At 42.4% G+C, this 15,515-nt stretch carries 13 protein-coding genes and 1 CRISPR repeat array (1 of these 14 running past the window's edge); of the genes, 8 read left to right on the top strand and 5 right to left on the bottom strand.

Annotation, left to right across the window (positions count from 1 at the left end):
• Positions 1-1,395: a CRISPR direct-repeat array (repeat unit 37 nt; unit sequence GATTCAAAGCCTCTGAAACCCTTTTAGGGATTGAAAC); it reaches 3,140 nt to the left of the window's first position.
• Between the two features lie 281 nt (positions 1,396-1,676).
• The 3 genes from H6G05_RS21915 (at position 1,677) to H6G05_RS21905 (ending at position 4,090) form a co-directional block, all read left to right on the top strand.
• Positions 1,677-2,675, top strand: a complete 999-nt coding sequence (locus tag H6G05_RS21915; RefSeq protein ID WP_190581546.1) for a formamidase — start codon at positions 1,677-1,679, stop codon at positions 2,673-2,675.
• 213 nt (positions 2,676-2,888) lie between these two features.
• Positions 2,889-3,380 (top strand): hypothetical protein, encoded by a 492-nt coding sequence (locus H6G05_RS21910; protein WP_190581544.1) that lies wholly within the window; start codon positions 2,889-2,891, stop codon positions 3,378-3,380.
• Positions 3,381-3,427: 47 nt separating this feature from the next.
• A complete protein-coding gene (locus H6G05_RS21905) occupies positions 3,428-4,090 on the top strand; it encodes a hypothetical protein (RefSeq protein WP_190581542.1) in 663 nt (220 codons plus the stop codon).
• On the opposite strand, the gene H6G05_RS21900 is transcribed toward H6G05_RS21905, so the two are convergent.
• Complete coding sequence (locus H6G05_RS21900; RefSeq protein ID WP_190581540.1) at positions 4,087-4,410, bottom strand: cupin domain-containing protein; 324 nt, start codon at positions 4,408-4,410, stop codon at positions 4,087-4,089. The genes H6G05_RS21905 and H6G05_RS21900 overlap by 4 nt on opposite strands.
• Before the next feature lie 184 nt (positions 4,411-4,594).
• Between H6G05_RS21900 and H6G05_RS21895 the strand changes: the two genes are divergently transcribed.
• The 3 genes from H6G05_RS21895 (at position 4,595) to H6G05_RS21885 (ending at position 8,780) form a co-directional block, all read left to right on the top strand.
• Entirely contained in the window at positions 4,595-5,386 is a 792-nt protein-coding gene (locus H6G05_RS21895) for a ParA family protein (protein ID WP_190581537.1), read from the top strand.
• Between the two features lie 61 nt (positions 5,387-5,447).
• Complete coding sequence (locus H6G05_RS21890) at positions 5,448-6,569, top strand: ParB/RepB/Spo0J family partition protein (protein WP_190581535.1); 1,122 nt, start codon at positions 5,448-5,450, stop codon at positions 6,567-6,569.
• Between the two features lie 9 nt (positions 6,570-6,578).
• Positions 6,579-8,780 carry an AAA family ATPase gene (locus H6G05_RS21885; protein ID WP_190581533.1) on the top strand — a complete coding sequence of 734 codons (2,202 nt, stop codon included), beginning with the start codon at positions 6,579-6,581 and terminating at the stop codon, positions 8,778-8,780.
• Here H6G05_RS21885 and H6G05_RS21880 read toward each other — a convergent pair.
• Complete coding sequence (locus H6G05_RS21880) at positions 8,777-9,289, bottom strand: methyltransferase family protein (RefSeq protein ID WP_190581531.1); 513 nt, start codon at positions 9,287-9,289, stop codon at positions 8,777-8,779. The genes H6G05_RS21885 and H6G05_RS21880 overlap by 4 nt on opposite strands.
• A gap of 36 nt (positions 9,290-9,325) precedes the next feature.
• Here H6G05_RS21880 and H6G05_RS21875 point away from each other — a divergent pair, with 36 nt between their 5' ends.
• Entirely contained in the window at positions 9,326-9,925 is a 600-nt protein-coding gene (locus H6G05_RS21875) for a methyltransferase domain-containing protein (protein ID WP_190581529.1), read from the top strand.
• A 16-nt stretch (positions 9,926-9,941) separates the two neighbouring features.
• On the opposite strand, the gene H6G05_RS21870 is transcribed toward H6G05_RS21875, so the two are convergent.
• Positions 9,942-13,142 carry a hypothetical protein gene (locus H6G05_RS21870; protein ID WP_190581527.1) on the bottom strand — a complete coding sequence of 1,067 codons (3,201 nt, stop codon included), beginning with the start codon at positions 13,140-13,142 and terminating at the stop codon, positions 9,942-9,944.
• 499 nt (positions 13,143-13,641) lie between these two features.
• Positions 13,642-14,421, bottom strand: coding sequence for an HAD family hydrolase (locus H6G05_RS21865; RefSeq protein WP_190581525.1), 780 nt, complete (start codon positions 14,419-14,421; stop codon positions 13,642-13,644).
• Positions 14,422-14,616: 195 nt separating this feature from the next.
• Here H6G05_RS21865 and H6G05_RS26080 point away from each other — a divergent pair, with 195 nt between their 5' ends.
• Positions 14,617-14,769 carry a type II toxin-antitoxin system YhaV family toxin gene (locus H6G05_RS26080; RefSeq protein ID WP_190581523.1) on the top strand — a complete coding sequence of 51 codons (153 nt, stop codon included), beginning with the start codon at positions 14,617-14,619 and terminating at the stop codon, positions 14,767-14,769.
• Between the two features lie 160 nt (positions 14,770-14,929).
• Here the strand turns inward: H6G05_RS26080 and H6G05_RS21855 are convergent, their stop codons facing one another.
• Positions 14,930-15,178, bottom strand: a complete 249-nt coding sequence (locus H6G05_RS21855) for a FitA-like ribbon-helix-helix domain-containing protein (RefSeq protein WP_190581521.1) — start codon at positions 15,176-15,178, stop codon at positions 14,930-14,932.
• Positions 15,179-15,515 lie beyond the last annotated feature (337 nt).

Raw genomic sequence — 15,515 nt, 5'->3', positions numbered from 1 at the left:
AACAATTAAAATACTTTCTATTTCATACAAGAAAGGCGGATTCAAAGCCTCTGAAACCCTTTTAGGGATTGAAACTTTTGAGTTCAGGTGTGAGGTTAGACATTTTCAGATTCAAAGCCTCTGAAACCCTTTTAGGGATTGAAACAGGGGCAAAGTTCAGTTGCGCTCTTTGCAAAGCCGCCGATGATTCAAAGCCTCTGAAACCCTTTTAGGGATTGAAACTCGCCGATATGAGCATATGAAATAATTTTGTCGATTATGATTCAAAGCCTCTGAAACCCTTTTAGGGATTGAAACATAATAAGTGAAACCAAACAAAAACAACTAAACCAGATTCAAAGCCTCTGAAACCCTTTTAGGGATTGAAACTGAAACTGATATCAAGACTTTGCAAACTGAACTTGAGATTCAAAGCCTCTGAAACCCTTTTAGGGATTGAAACTTTGAAACTAATTCTATTTGCATTGCGAGAGCTTATCCAATGATTCAAAGCCTCTGAAACCCTTTTAGGGATTGAAACGTAGCCATTGCAAACAATCAGAGCTTGTGGACAATGATTCAAAGCCTCTGAAACCCTTTTAGGGATTGAAACTCCAAATTCACGCAAGTGAGAGAAGCTACAAACCCTGATTCAAAGCCTCTGAAACCCTTTTAGGGATTGAAACAGACGGAAACGGAAACGTTGTAAGCATCGACGGACGCGGCGGACGATTCAAAGCCTCTGAAACCCTTTTAGGGATTGAAACAGCCCAAGCGGCGCGCTCCAATCGCCAGCAACAAAGTGATTCAAAGCCTCTGAAACCCTTTTAGGGATTGAAACTTTCGATGTGGCGATCGCGTGCTTGATAGCTTGGAGATTCAAAGCCTCTGAAACCCTTTTAGGGATTGAAACAATTGCAAGTAGACCTGCACTTAAGGCTATTGTGGATTCAAAGCCTCTGAAACCCTTTTAGGGATTGAAACAGAATCAGCAAACCTCAACGTATTCATTAATGCTTGATTCAAAGCCTCTGAAACCCTTTTAGGGATTGAAACTGGTTTACCCCTGGTCAAGCACGGGCAGGACTCTCAGATTCAAAGCCTCTGAAACCCTTTTAGGGATTGAAACGAGCGACTACCAGATCTGGAAGCATTTCTTTTGATGATTCAAAGCCTCTGAAACCCTTTTAGGGATTGAAACCTGATGAACAGAGAGATCGGAGATATACGTATCTTGATTCAAAGCCTCTGAAACCCTTTTAGGGATTGAAACTGAATGCGGCTAGCTCTGCCTCTTGAGCTAGCTTGGCTTCAAAGCCTCTGAAACCCTTTTAGGGATTGAAACAAAACCTGCTCAAGTGATTTTGGACTATGCAAGGGATTCAAGGCCTCTGAAACCCTTTTAGGGATTGAAACAACGGCTTAGAGCATCCTTGAATTGGCGATTGCTTTTCTTGCTTGAGTTCGCACTTTATTACCGATTATCTATCAAACAATACGATCTCTGTGAAATATACCCTTAATAATAAAACTCTAGGACTTACTCATCTAACCAATGCGTAAGTCCCAAGTAGCTAGGCGCAATTAAATATAAAACCCCAAAACCTGTGGCACACAGCGTGCGCCACAGGTTTTGGCTCTAGTTTTTAAGTAAGCCTAACTACCCAATCTTATAAAATTAGAAACTTTGTACAATCATGAGCGGACTTGGCGGATTAAATAAAACCCCTAACGGTGTAGTAATAGGGATGGTGCAACTTCAATTGCCCACAGTTGTCACCAAACAAGACTTAGCTACCCAAACTCAACGTATTTGCGAGATGGTCGCCAAAGCAAGGCGAAACATGGCAACCATGGATCTAGTCGTATTCCCAGAATACTCCTTGCATGGTCTATCGATGGATACCAATCCAGAGATCATGTGTAGCTTAGATGGGGCAGAAGTGGCAGCATTTAAACAAGCTTGCATTGACAATAATATTTGGGGTTGCTTCTCATTGATGGAATATAATCCTCAAGGTAATCCCTATAACAGTGGAATTATCATTGACAATCAAGGCGACTTGAAACTTTACTATCGCAAACTACATCCTTGGGTTCCTGTCGAACCTTGGGAACCTGGAGATATCGGAATCCCAGTTTGTGAAGGTCCTAATGGCAGTACGATCGCCCTGATTATTTGTCATGATGGCATGTTTCCTGAAATGGCGCGAGAATGTGCCTATAAAGGTGCAGAAATCATGATTCGTACTGCTGGCTATACTGCTCCAATTCGTCATTCTTGGCAAATTACTAATCAAGCAAATGCTTTCTGTAATCTGATGGTGACAACTTCGGTCTGCATGTGTGGCTCTGATGGCAGCTTTGATTCTATGGGGGAAGGGATGATTGTTAACTTTGATGGTCAGCCCTTGGTGATGGGTAGTCACCGTCCTGATGAGATTATTACTGCTGAAGTTCGTCCCGATCTAGTCCGTGAAGCTCGCAAATATTGGAGTGTAGAAAATAATATTTACCAATTTGGACATCGAGGTTATGTGGCTGTCAAAGGTGGCGCTCAAGACTGTCCCTATACATATATGCAGGATATGGTAAAAGGCAAGTATTCTCTACCTTGGGAAGAAGAAGTCATCCACAAAGATGGAACTTCCTGCGGATTTCCTGTGCCTGAGCGAACTTATAGCAGTCCGAAATAGATTAGAAGAAGCTTCGACTTCTCTTAGTTTAAAGTAAATAAAGAAGTCGAAGCCTTCTAGAATTTCTATTCACAGGTAATTTCTGCTGTTCTTTCCTGATTGAATGATATGTATTCATCACACATTTGATTTTCTAGCACACAATACCAGAGCTTAATCGGTGAATCTAACGAAAAGCTTTAATCAGTTCTATCAGGTTGTTTTTCCCAAATCATGGCTAAAGGTATCCCCGAAAAGTGTAAAAAATGTGCGATGCTTTCAGCTACTCAAGCTCAAGAACTACATGGTGAGTTGGGCGATCGCTGTTGGAATCCTGCGGTTTGCTATAGTCGCCGTTCCTATGCCCGTCATCGCGATCGCCATAATCTAATTCGCTCTCGAAAACGTAATAATTCACATGAGAACTTAGTTGTAAACACTGATGAATTTGCCTCAGTATTTTGGGCTGTGCTAGTGGTTTACCGACAATCAGGAACTGATACACCGATCCATGCGATCGCAGCACAAATCTGGAAAGGTCAAGAGAAATTTGCAGAAATTACACCGATCCATTGTGCAGGGATGGTTGCGTCTCAAGTACATAATTATGTTCAGAAAGTATTGGTTTTGATAGAGTCAAATTATGGGATTAAGAAATTTGCTAGCCAAGAACGTCTCGATCCTTGGCTTTGTCCTTTGCGCCCTTGTCCTTGTCATTCTGACTGATTCTGTGGTGAGCGCGAAGCACTCACCACAGAATTTCTGGAAAAGCTATGAAAGTTAAACAGCTTGAGTTGGATTTATGGGATGTCCTTTCTACAGCAAGACTGACTCCTGAAGATGCAAATTTGCCAATGGTGTTTCAGCTTTTAGATTTGACTCTGGTAGATCTTGATACGCGATCGCAGTTGAGAATTGCAGGAGAAGCGGTAAGTCAGATTGCTGATTTGTTTTGCGATCGCTCTAACTTTTTATTTGAAGAGTTACATTCTCGTGCAGCTAATGGTGAGCCGATCATGTCTGATGATGCTTTTGATCGTTATGTGCGTCAGTCGATGGTGGTGGATTTTGACCAGTTTATTGAGCCTTTGCAGAGTTTACCTAGGAAGATTTCTGAACCAACGAAACATGGTAATTCGATAGTTGGCGAAATTGATAAGGAGGTTTTGATTCAATCTTTAGAGCAAGAAAATTTGCTTAGTATGGAGGAGGAATTTGAACGGGCGATTAGTACTGCTCATGCTGAAGATGTTTCAAGTTGGATTAAGGCGATCGCGCATTGCATTGCTAATAGTTCTTCGCCTATTCGCTTGATGGATTTACAAGCAGCTCTGTCTTTACCCATCATAGAAATTTGGCTAGGTTTACTTTTGGGTGATTTTAAACTTGAGCAACGAGGGAATTTTTATGATTCAAAAGAGCTTTGGATTAACTAAGGGGAAAGTTGTCCATGCACGGCAAGCCAAATACAGGCTGGCTCGACACTAGTATATTCAACACGATGTTTTGTATGGGCGGGAATGAGCAGATAATCTCCAGCTTTTAGTTTTATTCTCGAATCATCTGAATAGGAAAGCTCGGCTTCACCTTGAAGTAAAATCACCCATTCATCGGTAGTTTGGTCATACCATTGTCCAGAGCGAGTAGTTTGTCCCGTGGAAATGATGCGCTCAATCTGGATATTTTTACCAGAAACAATTTGTTCAAATTTTTCTAGATGATTTAGCTCTTGAGGTAGTTCATAGATATTTTGCATGGTTAAGCACATCCAAAAATTAGCAGCAAAGAAAATCTTAGTATGTCGTATTTTAAAATACGACATACTATCACTGCCAATCTAGCATCAAACACCAAAAAAAGTTATGGCGCACGCGAAGCGTGCGCCATAACTTTTTTGGGCTTTATGTCGTATATTAAAATACGACATCGCTGGCAATGACATGAGCAAAAAACAAATCATCATTGGAATCGTTGCAAATGCAGGCGGAGTGGGGAAATCAACTCTCGCTGTCCACCTCGCCTATGAATTGAGCAAGCATAAAATATCTGTTGCATTAATCGATCTTGATCCTCAACGTGCTTTGGATGTTTTCTGTGGACTCCCACCCGCAACCCCAGAAACATCAATAGTTGGCGCTTTGTCTAAAGAATTTACAGGTGATTGGACATTGGTTCCTGCATGGGATCTTCCTAACATCGAAGTCTGTCAAGGGCATCCCAGCATGGCAAGACTAGCCGATGATTTGGTGATTCGTCGCCGAGGCGAATATGCTCTCGCCGATCGCTTAAAAAGTCATCCCCTCCGTCACGATGTGGTGATCTTGGACTGCCCCGCCACAATGGGCATAATTTGCGAAAATGCGATCGCGGCAAGTACAGGCTTGCTTGTACCGATCCAGCTAGAAATGAAGTCCATATCTGGAGTTGCGGATTTAGTCGAATGGGCGATCGCCATCACAGATGATCTCAAACTCGATCCTTCTCCACAGATACTTGGACTAGTACCGAGCCTTTATGACAGTAGCCGTGCAATCCATCGACAATATTTACAACAGTTGCCAGAAATAACTGAACAATTAAGGATCAAACTCTATCCCCATATCCGTGATTCATCGGAATTCAAAAACTGTAGCGCTAATGGGTTGCCATTACAAAAATATCGACCAAATCATCCTGCTTGCAGCGATTTTCAAGCGATCACCAAAGACATCATTAAATTATTAAAAGGTTAGGATGGGCGGCGCAAAGTGCCGACCATGTTAGAACACATAAATTCAAACAGGAAACATCACAATGGGAAAGATTCCATCAATTTCACAAAGATTTACTGGCGCAATCCAAGCGACAGATCAAGCACAACGTATTTCTGAACTACAAGCCGAAGTAGAAAAGCTGCGATCTTCTCAGTCTCCTGTTCTCGAACAGCAAATTGAAACCCTCAGATCTCAGCTACAAGAACAGTCGGGGGAAAAAGATATTGAGGTAAGCAAGATTCAAGCAAATCCTCATCAACCGCGTCAGACTATTACCAATGAAAGTATCCTAATCATTGCTAGAAGTCTCGAAAAAGACGGACAAATCACCCCATTAATTGTGATTCCTCAAGATGACAACTATCTCCTATTAGATGGTCAACGCCGTTGGGAAGCAGCCAAAATCTTAGGATGGCAAACATTGCGATCGGTCATCGCCATCATGCCCAATGACTTACATCGCAAAGCGTTATTGACATTTATTCACCATGAGGATCTTAATCCTCTTGACAAAGCCGAAGCAATCTTTAAAGAAGTTGCTGACGTTACCAGCATGGGAACAGAGGAGATATTGACAGTTCTGGCAACTGTATTAAAACGTTTAGAAAGACAAAAACAAACAAGTCAACTAACAAGTCTTGTCACCGCCACTACCGAAGAGCAGATCTCAGGACTTCAAAGTTTAGGCGTGAATGAAGCTGAAGAAAAATTACTGTTAGTGTTGCTAGGTTTAGCGCTCAATCCAACATCAGTAAAAGCAAATCTGATGCCGATGCTGTCCTTGCCTAATGACTTAAAACAAGCAATTAGGGAACGTGGACTCAAGGGCGCTCATGCTTTAGCACTCTCTGTCCTATCCGCTAAGACCTTAGAAACTTCAGAAAAAATAGCATCGAAAGAACGGATCAAAGCGACTGAGCAGGTACTATCACAGGATTTAAATGTAGCCAAGACTAGAGAACTTATTGCTCAAATTAAGGCTAAATACATTAAGTCAGAGCATAGTCCTTCAAAGGAAATTACAGCAATACAACGTAGCGTCGAGAAATTATCTAAGGAAAATATCGCCAATATAGATCCACAACAGCTAACAGATCTACGCACACTTTTTCAGCAAAAGCTGGCAGAAATTGAGTCTATCTTAGAAATTACAAATGGTTAAGCAAAAATCTTGAACCTATTCGAGAACCACCGACAGCAAATCACCGCATCAGAAGCCCCGCTTGCAGATCGCCTACGTCCGCGCAACCTTGATGAATTTATCGGACAAGAACATATCCTCGGACAAGGAAGACTGCTCCGCCGCGCCATCCAAGCAGATCGCCTATCATCCCTCATCTTTTATGGCCCCCCAGGGACAGGCAAAACCACCCTAGCAAGAATTATCGCCAACACCACCAACGCCCACTTCATCGCCATCAATGCCGTTCTCGCAGGTGTAAAAGAAATCAGAGAAGCGATCGAAACCGCTCAAACTCAACGCGGCTATCACAATCAACGCACGATCCTCTTTGTCGATGAAGTGCATCGCTTCAACAAATCCCAACAGGACGCATTACTGCCTTGGGTAGAGAACGGCACAATCATTCTTATCGGCGCAACTACTGAGAATCCCTTCTTTGAAGTGAATAAAGCCTTAGTCAGCCGATCGCGATTATTCCAATTAAAGCCCTTAACCGAAGCAGATTTGCGGCGCGTATTAGAACAAGCAATTAGCGATCGCCAAAGAGGTTACGGCAACCTCAACGTAAATGTGACCGAAAAAGCGATCACCCATTTAGCCAATGTCGCCAACGGTGATGCGCGATCGCTGCTGAATGCCTTAGAACTAGCAGTAGAAACAACAGAACCAGATGAAGATGGGGCGATCGCCATTACTCTATCCGTCGCCGAAGAATCCATTCAACAAAGAGCCGTTCTCTACGACAAAGAAGGCGATGCTCACTTCGATACAATTAGCGCCTTCATCAAAAGCGTGCGTGGTTCCGACCCTGATGCGGCTCTCTATTGGCTAGCTAAAATGGTCTATGCAGGAGAAGATTCCCGTTTTATTTTGCGACGATTACTGATTTTGGCGAGTGAAGATATCGGACTTGCTGACCCGCAAGCTGTGGTGGTGGTGAATGCTTGCGCTGAAGCCTTTGACCGCATTGGGTTGCCTGAAGGACGCTATCATTTAGCCCAAGCCACGCTCTATCTAGCCAATGCTCCCAAATCCAATAGTCTCATGGGCTTCTTCGACGCGATCGCCGCCGTAGAGCAGGAACGTCAATCCGATGTTCCTAATCCTCTCAAAGATGGTAATCGTGATAAAAAAGGATTCGGTCATGGGGCTGGCTATCTCTATCCCCACGCCTATCGCGACCATTGGATCGAGCAGCAATATTTACCCAGCAGCTTACAAGGACAGGTATTCTATCAACCATCAGATCAAGGCGCAGAAGCCAAGGTTAAGTTGCAAGTAGAACGTCGCCGTGAAGCTCAATTAGCCGCAATGGTAAGCGGTGTAGTCGTAGAATTGCCTGAAATTCTTACCTTTAGCCCAACTGATACCAAAAGCGATCGCTGGTTACAACGCACCATCGGACAGGCGGGTGAAAGATTAGCAACAATACGCGATCGCCTATTCTCCAAGTTATCGCTGCAACGTCATGATGTAGTTCTCAACCTAAATGCAGCCACAGGATTATTCACATGGGAAGCGTTGCGATCGGTTCCAGAAGGCGGAGTCTATGCAATAACTTATCAAAAATCAGAAGCGATCGCTTTGCAAGAACAAGCAGCAAGTTTGCCCGAACTTTTGCGCCCAATTGTTATGCATGGTTCTTTCATAGAACTTCCTGAAGCGATCGCCTCTATGAAGTTTGAAGCGATTATTGGCTATAACACACTGATGCGAGAACCTGACAAATTAGCTTGCATAGAGCAATTAGCAAATCTCTTGCAACCTCACGGCAAAATTGCTCTCTATGAATCAATTCCCAAACACACACAGCGAATTTATCGATTGCTCGATTTACCTGATGAATTTGGCGATCGCTGGATACAAGCGGAAGAAGCAATCTATGCCAATCCTGATGACTCGATGACAAATTGGGATATTGATGATTTGCGATCGGCTTTTGAGAAAGTGGGTTTAGCTGTTGAAATAGAAGTAGAACGCATTACTACGCCAATGCAAATTTCTACGGCTTTGTTAAACCGTTGGTTTAGCAAATCTCAAACAAAGCCATCCTATGCCAGCCATCTAACCAAGTTTCTCACCGATGACGAAATTGCGATCGTCCAACAGTTGCTAACCAATAAACTATTGAATAAGACAGTAGATTGGGCAAGTTCAGCAGCAATGATTACTATAACTGTCGTAAGCTAATAAATCCAAGGAATTAGCTTTTTTACAGAAGTACAATAGGTGGAATATGCAGGAAATTTGTCTGTAAGCCACACTTCCTCTTTTCTCGCTTTAGCATCAAAGAAAATGAATAGAGCGATCGCACCTAAAAAATGTACCCAACTTATTTGCCAACTAGCATAGGTAAAGGCAAGAAAAATAACACCACTATATAAAGGATGTCGCACCACACTATAGATCCCCGTTTGCACTAACTGACCCTCATCTCTAGGGTGCGGTAATGGAGTCAGATTTTGACCTAGATCGAAAAGTGATCGCCCCAACAAAATCATTGCCCCAACACCAAAAACAACAGTTAGCCCTAAACTTGAGTAATTCCAAACAGGTGAATCTATATTAATAAAACTGGGTTGCTCATTCGGTAAAATTGCGAAGCAGAACAATAAAACACCTTGAGCAATCACCCAATATTCACCACGTAACCCTCGCCACCAGTCACTAGTAATGCCCCAGTCTGATAACAGTTTCATAACTCACCCATTCACAATTTTATTTCATTAGACTTTATGCTAACAACCAATCCAGAATACTGGGAACAGCGCTATCAAGAAGATACAGCCAAGTGGGATATCGGCATGGCAGCTCCTCCATTTGCTAGTTTATTAGCCTCAACCAAAGCACCGATCGCAGGAAAGACAGCCGTGGTAGGCTGCGGTCAAGGACATGATGCGATTTTATTTGCCAAGCATGGCTTTGATACGATTGGTTTTGACTTTGCACCTAGCGCGATCGCCCTTGGGCAAAAGCTAAGCCAAACAATGGGAATATCAATACAATTTCTGCAAAGAGATATTTTTGCATTGCCCCAAGAATTTCCAGCCAGTTTCGACTATGCGATCGAACATACTTGCTTCTGCGCGATCCGTCCCGAACAACGCTCCGATTATGTAAAAATGGTGCGTTCAATTTTAAAACCAACTGGAGAATTGATTGCCTTATTCTGGGCGCACAATCGACCTGATGGACCACCGTTTGGAACGACTCTTGAGGAAATCCTAGATTTATTCTCAGCTAGTTTTGACGCATCTAACATCTCACCAGTCAGTAATTCAATTGCCTCACGTTATGGGGAAGAATATCTGGCTAGATTTAGAGTCTTAAGGTGAGTTCAACTATAGTCAGCTAGAACGCCAACACAGCCAAAGTTGAGAACAACTTATGACGAGCATTATCAGAAAGCCTTGAGATAACATGACTATGTAGATAAAGCGGAATATGTTCCGCAAAAAATTCAAATATTCCAGCCAAAGTCTCCTTTATCGGGATCTCTTCAGCTAAAAACAACTCAGTTGTACCAACCCAAAGATCAACTATTTCAAAATCCTGAGAGTCGGTAAGAGAAAGCATATTTTCATTAAAACTATGGATCAATTGGTTATATAGAGAATCTAATAACAGTTTGATCCAATCAAAATGGTAACGCAGCATCCCGCGCTTAATCCCGAAATACTGACATAAATGGCGTTCTGACGCATTGAGCAAATCAAAACCACCATCCGCAACAGAATTAATCACCTGAGCCACCCTAAATTGTAAAAGCTCCAAATTAGACATCGCCTCCGCAGTGATATCACCAGACTTAATCAGAGTATGGGGAATATCACCCAGATCAAAATCCGACAAGAAATAAATCTTGTCCCCATCCTGAAAGCGATCGCCTGCCTTTCTGCCAAAACACTGCTGGACAGTAGCCAAAATATGGCGATCAACAAACGCCGCAAAATCAGCATCCTTATCCATTGGATGTAACCCCGTCATCGCCACATAATCAGCACGAAGCATCGCAATATTGGCACAAGGAGTCCCAACAATCACAAAAGTTTTCGCCGCTTTGAAATCATTGGAGCCACGGGAATCACGGAACCAAAAGCCATGAGCCTCAGAATTAGCAAACTTTTTAAAATCAATCACTCTAGTCGAAGGATCAAGCTCAGTAAGATGAGCAATAATCGCTTGAACTTTAGCTGTCTTCTCCTCACGACGCTGCATCCCTAAACGCCCCAGATTATGCACCTGAAAAATCTGCGGCATAACCAACTCACCTGATTGCTTAATGGTATGGACAGGAGCATCGAGACGCATTTGCAGATCAGTCACATCAACCGTAGCATCCAGATAAAGATTAGCTGCTGATCTGTGGGCGATATCCCGTAAGCGAGAGTCATCTAGAGAAACAGTTAACTTTTCATATTGAATATGCAAATCACCGTGGGAAATAGCTCCAGAGAGAATATCCAAAAACTCAACCAGCCATTGCTTTAAAACCTCACGATCAATCTTTTGCCTAATATCATCAGCATGGAAAGTAGTTTCTCGTTTCAGCAAAGCATGAAACTTAGCCAACTCGCGCTTATCCTTGCCCCTAGCATTCTCAAACTCAGAATCCGCAATGCCATCAACCGTATCGAGAATCGATAGATCTGGTTTAAGTAATTCAGCCAGCAAAGTCGTATCAATAACATCAGGAATAGCCGATTTAATCCCATGAAAATCAATCCCGTGGTAAGACTTATAAGCCAATAACCCATGCAATTTATTCAGCACATCAATAATTTGCTGCTTATGGTCAAGATGAGAACGAGTTAGCAAAGCGATCGCCTGATCCACATCCTCTCGACCAACGGAAATCTGGCGCATCGTCGTCAAACTTTCTGAAACCTCTTCCCATACCAGCAAAGTTTTTGAATAATCAAACTCAGTGGGACTAGGCAAACTCGCAGGATGAGATCGCAAGATTTTAGAATTAAAAGCGATCGCCCTTTGATGTCGAAACCCAAACCCATCACCTGAACTGCCACGGCAAGCATTCAGCAAAGGACAAGTCTCACAAATGACCTTAGTATCAGTAATTGCCTTATCGCGTAAAGCAGCGATCGCTCCAGTTCTAGAGCAATTCGCCTGAGCATGAAGAGTTTCACCTAACTTAGCACGGCGTAACTTACCAGATTTATTAGTTAGTCCGTTGTGACGCGCAGGTAAAATCTCCCAATCCTGCAAAGTTGCTGTGGTGACATTGCGCGAATCATTAGATATATAGATGATCCGCTCAACACCATCAAATAGCTCAGGACGCAACCGCCCCGCATCGTAACTTTTGCCCGTACCCGTCGCCGAAGCATCAAGAATATGTTTATTCGTTAATAGCGAATCACGCCAAGTTTTAATCCTTGCCTCAGCCTCATATACAAATTTAGGTAATGTGGGTTGAGGCGATCTCCTTGGTTTGTCAGACTTATTAGTAAAACCATTAGCTGCTTTCTTGGGAAAAAGCTTATCTTTCAACCATTGGAAAGGTGAAAACTTAGGCTTAGGCTGATAATTAGCGATCTGACAAAACTGCTCAACCGTCAAAAGCCGAATATCTATTTCACTAGATAATTCATCAATATCATCATCAGTTTTAGCAACCTGACCCCACCAGAGAACTTCAATAGCATAGTCAAGGTCAGCTAAAAAATTGAGATTTTTCTCATGGCGGCGCATTACAGATGGATTAGCAATATCACCTGCATCGATCGCATATTCCAAACGAGTCAACTCAGGCTTTGCCCCAATCACGTCAAAGTAACTTTGTAAAGTTTCTTTACTAGCGACAAACTGACCGCCCGAAGCGCCAATCGCTACACAACCACGTAACTTAGCAGCAAGATAGGGCTTAACTCCTGTCCCTTCAACCAAGACCACACGCTGACAATCAACCTGAATATCACCATGAAAAGCGAGGGGCAACTCACCATTTTGTTGTTGCGCCGAGATCCCAAAAGGTTTATGCCAACGATAGCGTCCTGATGTAGCATCACGCAGACGGATTTGAAAACCGAGGATTTTGCCATTAGGATTCTTAATTGGCAGGATATAGCCAGAATTAGTTGATTTAGCACCTAAATATTTGATTTCTAGCTCAGATAAGCCACGACTTTCTAAGTCAGCCTTATCTAAACTGTTTAAATCAAGTTTCTGCAAATAATTTTGATAAAGGCGATCGCGTTGAGTAGCATCAGGCAACTTCGCCAAACCATCTCGCTTTGCCTTTTGTTGAGCTATTCGCAGTTTTAAATTTCTGTCACGACGCTCTTGGCGATCCGACTCTGACTCAGGACGCTTGCGGACATACTTACCCGCAAAGTAACTGCCATTAGTTTCGCCAAGATATTTCCAATCTGTGAGATCTGCATCACTGGGATGGGTCATGCAGAGGACAAAATCTTGATTATCCGAAGCAATTCGACATTTTCCTGTGATGTCATCGCAGATCGGGCAAGGATTATTTGATTTAGTTGGTGAAAACTTTCGGGAAGAATACTGGTTATTTAGGGAGATCATTATTTTTGACCTCCCATGAGCTTGCTAAAGAAGATCTCAACAAAGATCTGTTCCTGCAAGGATTGCAAAATTAAAAACATCTAGATTGTCCTGATTGTAAGGTTTGTAGCGACTTCAATCAGAAAACAGACAGACTTTTTGAATTCAGTTCAATAATCAATTATTGGCTTTTGCAAAAAACTTTAAAAATTCGCAGCAAAAACTATTGCTAAACTTATATCTTGCGTTAAGATATAAGAAAGCACTGAACAAAATTGCCGTCCAAAGCAACATCTGTCCATTTTCGGATATTAAATTTAAAAACCTTCGGGTTTACAAGAAAGCTAGTGAGTTCGCAGTCACTGGCTTTTTTGTGTTTGAAGGGGAAAACTAACTAAGTAATCTCCTGTAGATAAAAAACTGCAATTTAAGCATACAGCGATCGCTCTAGATCTGATCTATAAAAGATCAAAAAAAGATCAAAATTTCATAGATATCAGTCTGAATAGGTTTGTCGCGCTTACATTCTGTCATCTAAGACACTATTTTTGAGTAATAGCTGGGCTAACTCTTGGAAGCCAGCAAACTCAGAGGCATGAGTCATGTATTTAGGTAAATGCAGCATCTTGTCTTGATAGTGACGAACATTGGCTACACCGACCGAAACGGGAAATTTTGCAGGATTAAACATCGCCTCATCATTGGGGCTATCGCCAATGGTTAGGACTTGCTGCGAATTGAGTTCAGGAAAATGATTTTTGAGTACAGCATCTAAGCCAGTTGCTTTATCTTGGTGCGGTGGTTTGATATGACATTGGACATTGCTGTACGTGAAACTCCAACCCATTTGCTGACATTGCGAAGAGATGGCTTGAATATCATCAGTTGATAAATCATTGACATCAAAAGTCCAATCGGTAATACGGAACTGGTTATCGGTGGAAGTCTGAAGATTTGGAAATAGCTGTTTGATTTGATGGAAAGCATTTTCTAGAAGAATGCGATGTCTAGATATATTGGGAATAGAAGAGAGTAAATCTTGTTGACCATTAGGAAGCAAAAATAAGCCACCATTTTCTGCGATCGCCCCTGCCACAGGTAAATAATTCACCAAAGCACTGACCCAACCTGCCGAGCGACCTGTCACCAATAGGACTTTGATTCCTGCTGATTGTAAATCGAGAAGAGTTGAGATGAAATCAGAGGAGAATTTTCCATTGTGGGTAAGAGTGCCATCCACATCAGAAGCAATGAGGCGAATATTTGATAAGGTGCTTTGATTTAGGGGGGATAGTGGCATGGTGTTATGATACGAATAGGCTAGCAGCAATAAATTGTAAGTCGCAGTATGAGCAGAAAAAATATAAAAAGTTTTCTTGATTTTTTGTGGAATGATGCGAAGAAAAATCCTTTGAATCTAGTCTCTTATCTAAGTGAAATGGATGCTAGAATTTCGGCGCTTACTGAGGGAGTTGAGATAGATTGATAGAGGTCAATGGATGGAAAATTGATTGTGATTGTTTGGTTGGGATATCCAAGGAATGAGGGTGGGAAGAATGATTGTTATAGGGTTTTTTGGAAAATGGTTGAGAAGGGTGATTTTCCTTCTGATGTTGAGCAGTTGATCGAAGGATCTAACATTTTTTAGTATAGCGATCGCCTAAATCAAAACCCAAATACACCCGCGATCGCTCAATAGTCCCAAGGGTTTAGGTTTTCTCTAGGCTGAGCAGCAACCCAAGATTTGACGGTTTGTGAACCTTGGGGTTTCATCAGTTCTGACAGGACGTTGGTATCAAGAACAATCTTCATAGATCGAATGTTGGTAAGGGACGCATGGGTTCTCTAGGAATTTCGGGGATTTCAAAGTCTCCAAAGTCTGCAAAGCGTCTATTAATGGCGGTAGCGAGGTCAATATTGCTTGGCTTTTTGGGTGCTAATACGCTTTTGAGAATTGCTTTAATTTCAAGCTCAATGGTGCGCCCATGTTGGGCGGCGCGTTGTTCTAGCTGTTGGGCAATGTCTGGTTCTAGTTGATGAATAGTGATGGTTGACATAGCATTTGGGAGTAGTAGAAAGGTGTCATTAAAATTATAACAATCCATTGCCACCAACCAAGTAAGCTTGAATTCTCCGTGATCGCGCCTTCAATAGGTAAATAATTCACCAAAGCACTGACCCAACCTGCCGATCGCCCAGTCACTAATAGGACTTGCCAAAGAGATCACATTTATTTTCTTACACAGTCTATAGTAGTGTTATTGCATAAAAACTTCATATAGCCCATATGCCCAGTCTCAGCCTCAAGCCATCGCACAAGCCGATCAAAAATTATTATGAAGCTTTGGATCGCTATGGCAAGTTAGGGATAGTGCATGAAGGGGCGGTGCTGTC

This window comes from Phormidium tenue FACHB-1050 (assembly GCF_014696925.1).
Classification (GTDB): domain Bacteria; phylum Cyanobacteriota; class Cyanobacteriia; order Pseudanabaenales; family Pseudanabaenaceae; genus Pseudanabaena.
The sequence above is the reverse complement of the archived record's forward strand: the minus strand, read 5'-3'. Positions and strand labels throughout refer to the sequence as shown.

Bases quoted from the DNA above. Each gene is read 5' to 3' on its own strand.
- H6G05_RS21870 (WP_190581527.1), bottom strand. From the start codon at position 13,142: ATGATCTCCCTAAATAACCAGTATTCTTCCCGAAAGTTTTCACCAACT.
- H6G05_RS21890 (WP_190581535.1), top strand. From the start codon at position 5,448: ATGGGAAAGATTCCATCAATTTCACAAAGATTTACTGGCGCAATCCAA.
- H6G05_RS21875 (WP_190581529.1), top strand. From the start codon at position 9,326: ATGCTAACAACCAATCCAGAATACTGGGAACAGCGCTATCAAGAAGAT.
- H6G05_RS21855 (WP_190581521.1), bottom strand. From the start codon at position 15,178: ATGTCAACCATCACTATTCATCAACTAGAACCAGACATTGCCCAACAG.
- H6G05_RS21865 (WP_190581525.1), bottom strand. From the start codon at position 14,421: ATGCCACTATCCCCCCTAAATCAAAGCACCTTATCAAATATTCGCCTC.
- H6G05_RS21900 (WP_190581540.1), bottom strand. From the start codon at position 4,410: ATGCAAAATATCTATGAACTACCTCAAGAGCTAAATCATCTAGAAAAA.
- H6G05_RS21910 (WP_190581544.1), top strand. From the start codon at position 2,889: ATGGCTAAAGGTATCCCCGAAAAGTGTAAAAAATGTGCGATGCTTTCA.
- H6G05_RS21905 (WP_190581542.1), top strand. From the start codon at position 3,428: ATGAAAGTTAAACAGCTTGAGTTGGATTTATGGGATGTCCTTTCTACA.
- H6G05_RS21895 (WP_190581537.1), top strand. From the start codon at position 4,595: ATGAGCAAAAAACAAATCATCATTGGAATCGTTGCAAATGCAGGCGGA.
- H6G05_RS21880 (WP_190581531.1), bottom strand. From the start codon at position 9,289: ATGAAACTGTTATCAGACTGGGGCATTACTAGTGACTGGTGGCGAGGG.
- H6G05_RS21915 (WP_190581546.1), top strand. From the start codon at position 1,677: ATGAGCGGACTTGGCGGATTAAATAAAACCCCTAACGGTGTAGTAATA.
- H6G05_RS26080 (WP_190581523.1), top strand. From the start codon at position 14,617: ATGGATGGAAAATTGATTGTGATTGTTTGGTTGGGATATCCAAGGAAT.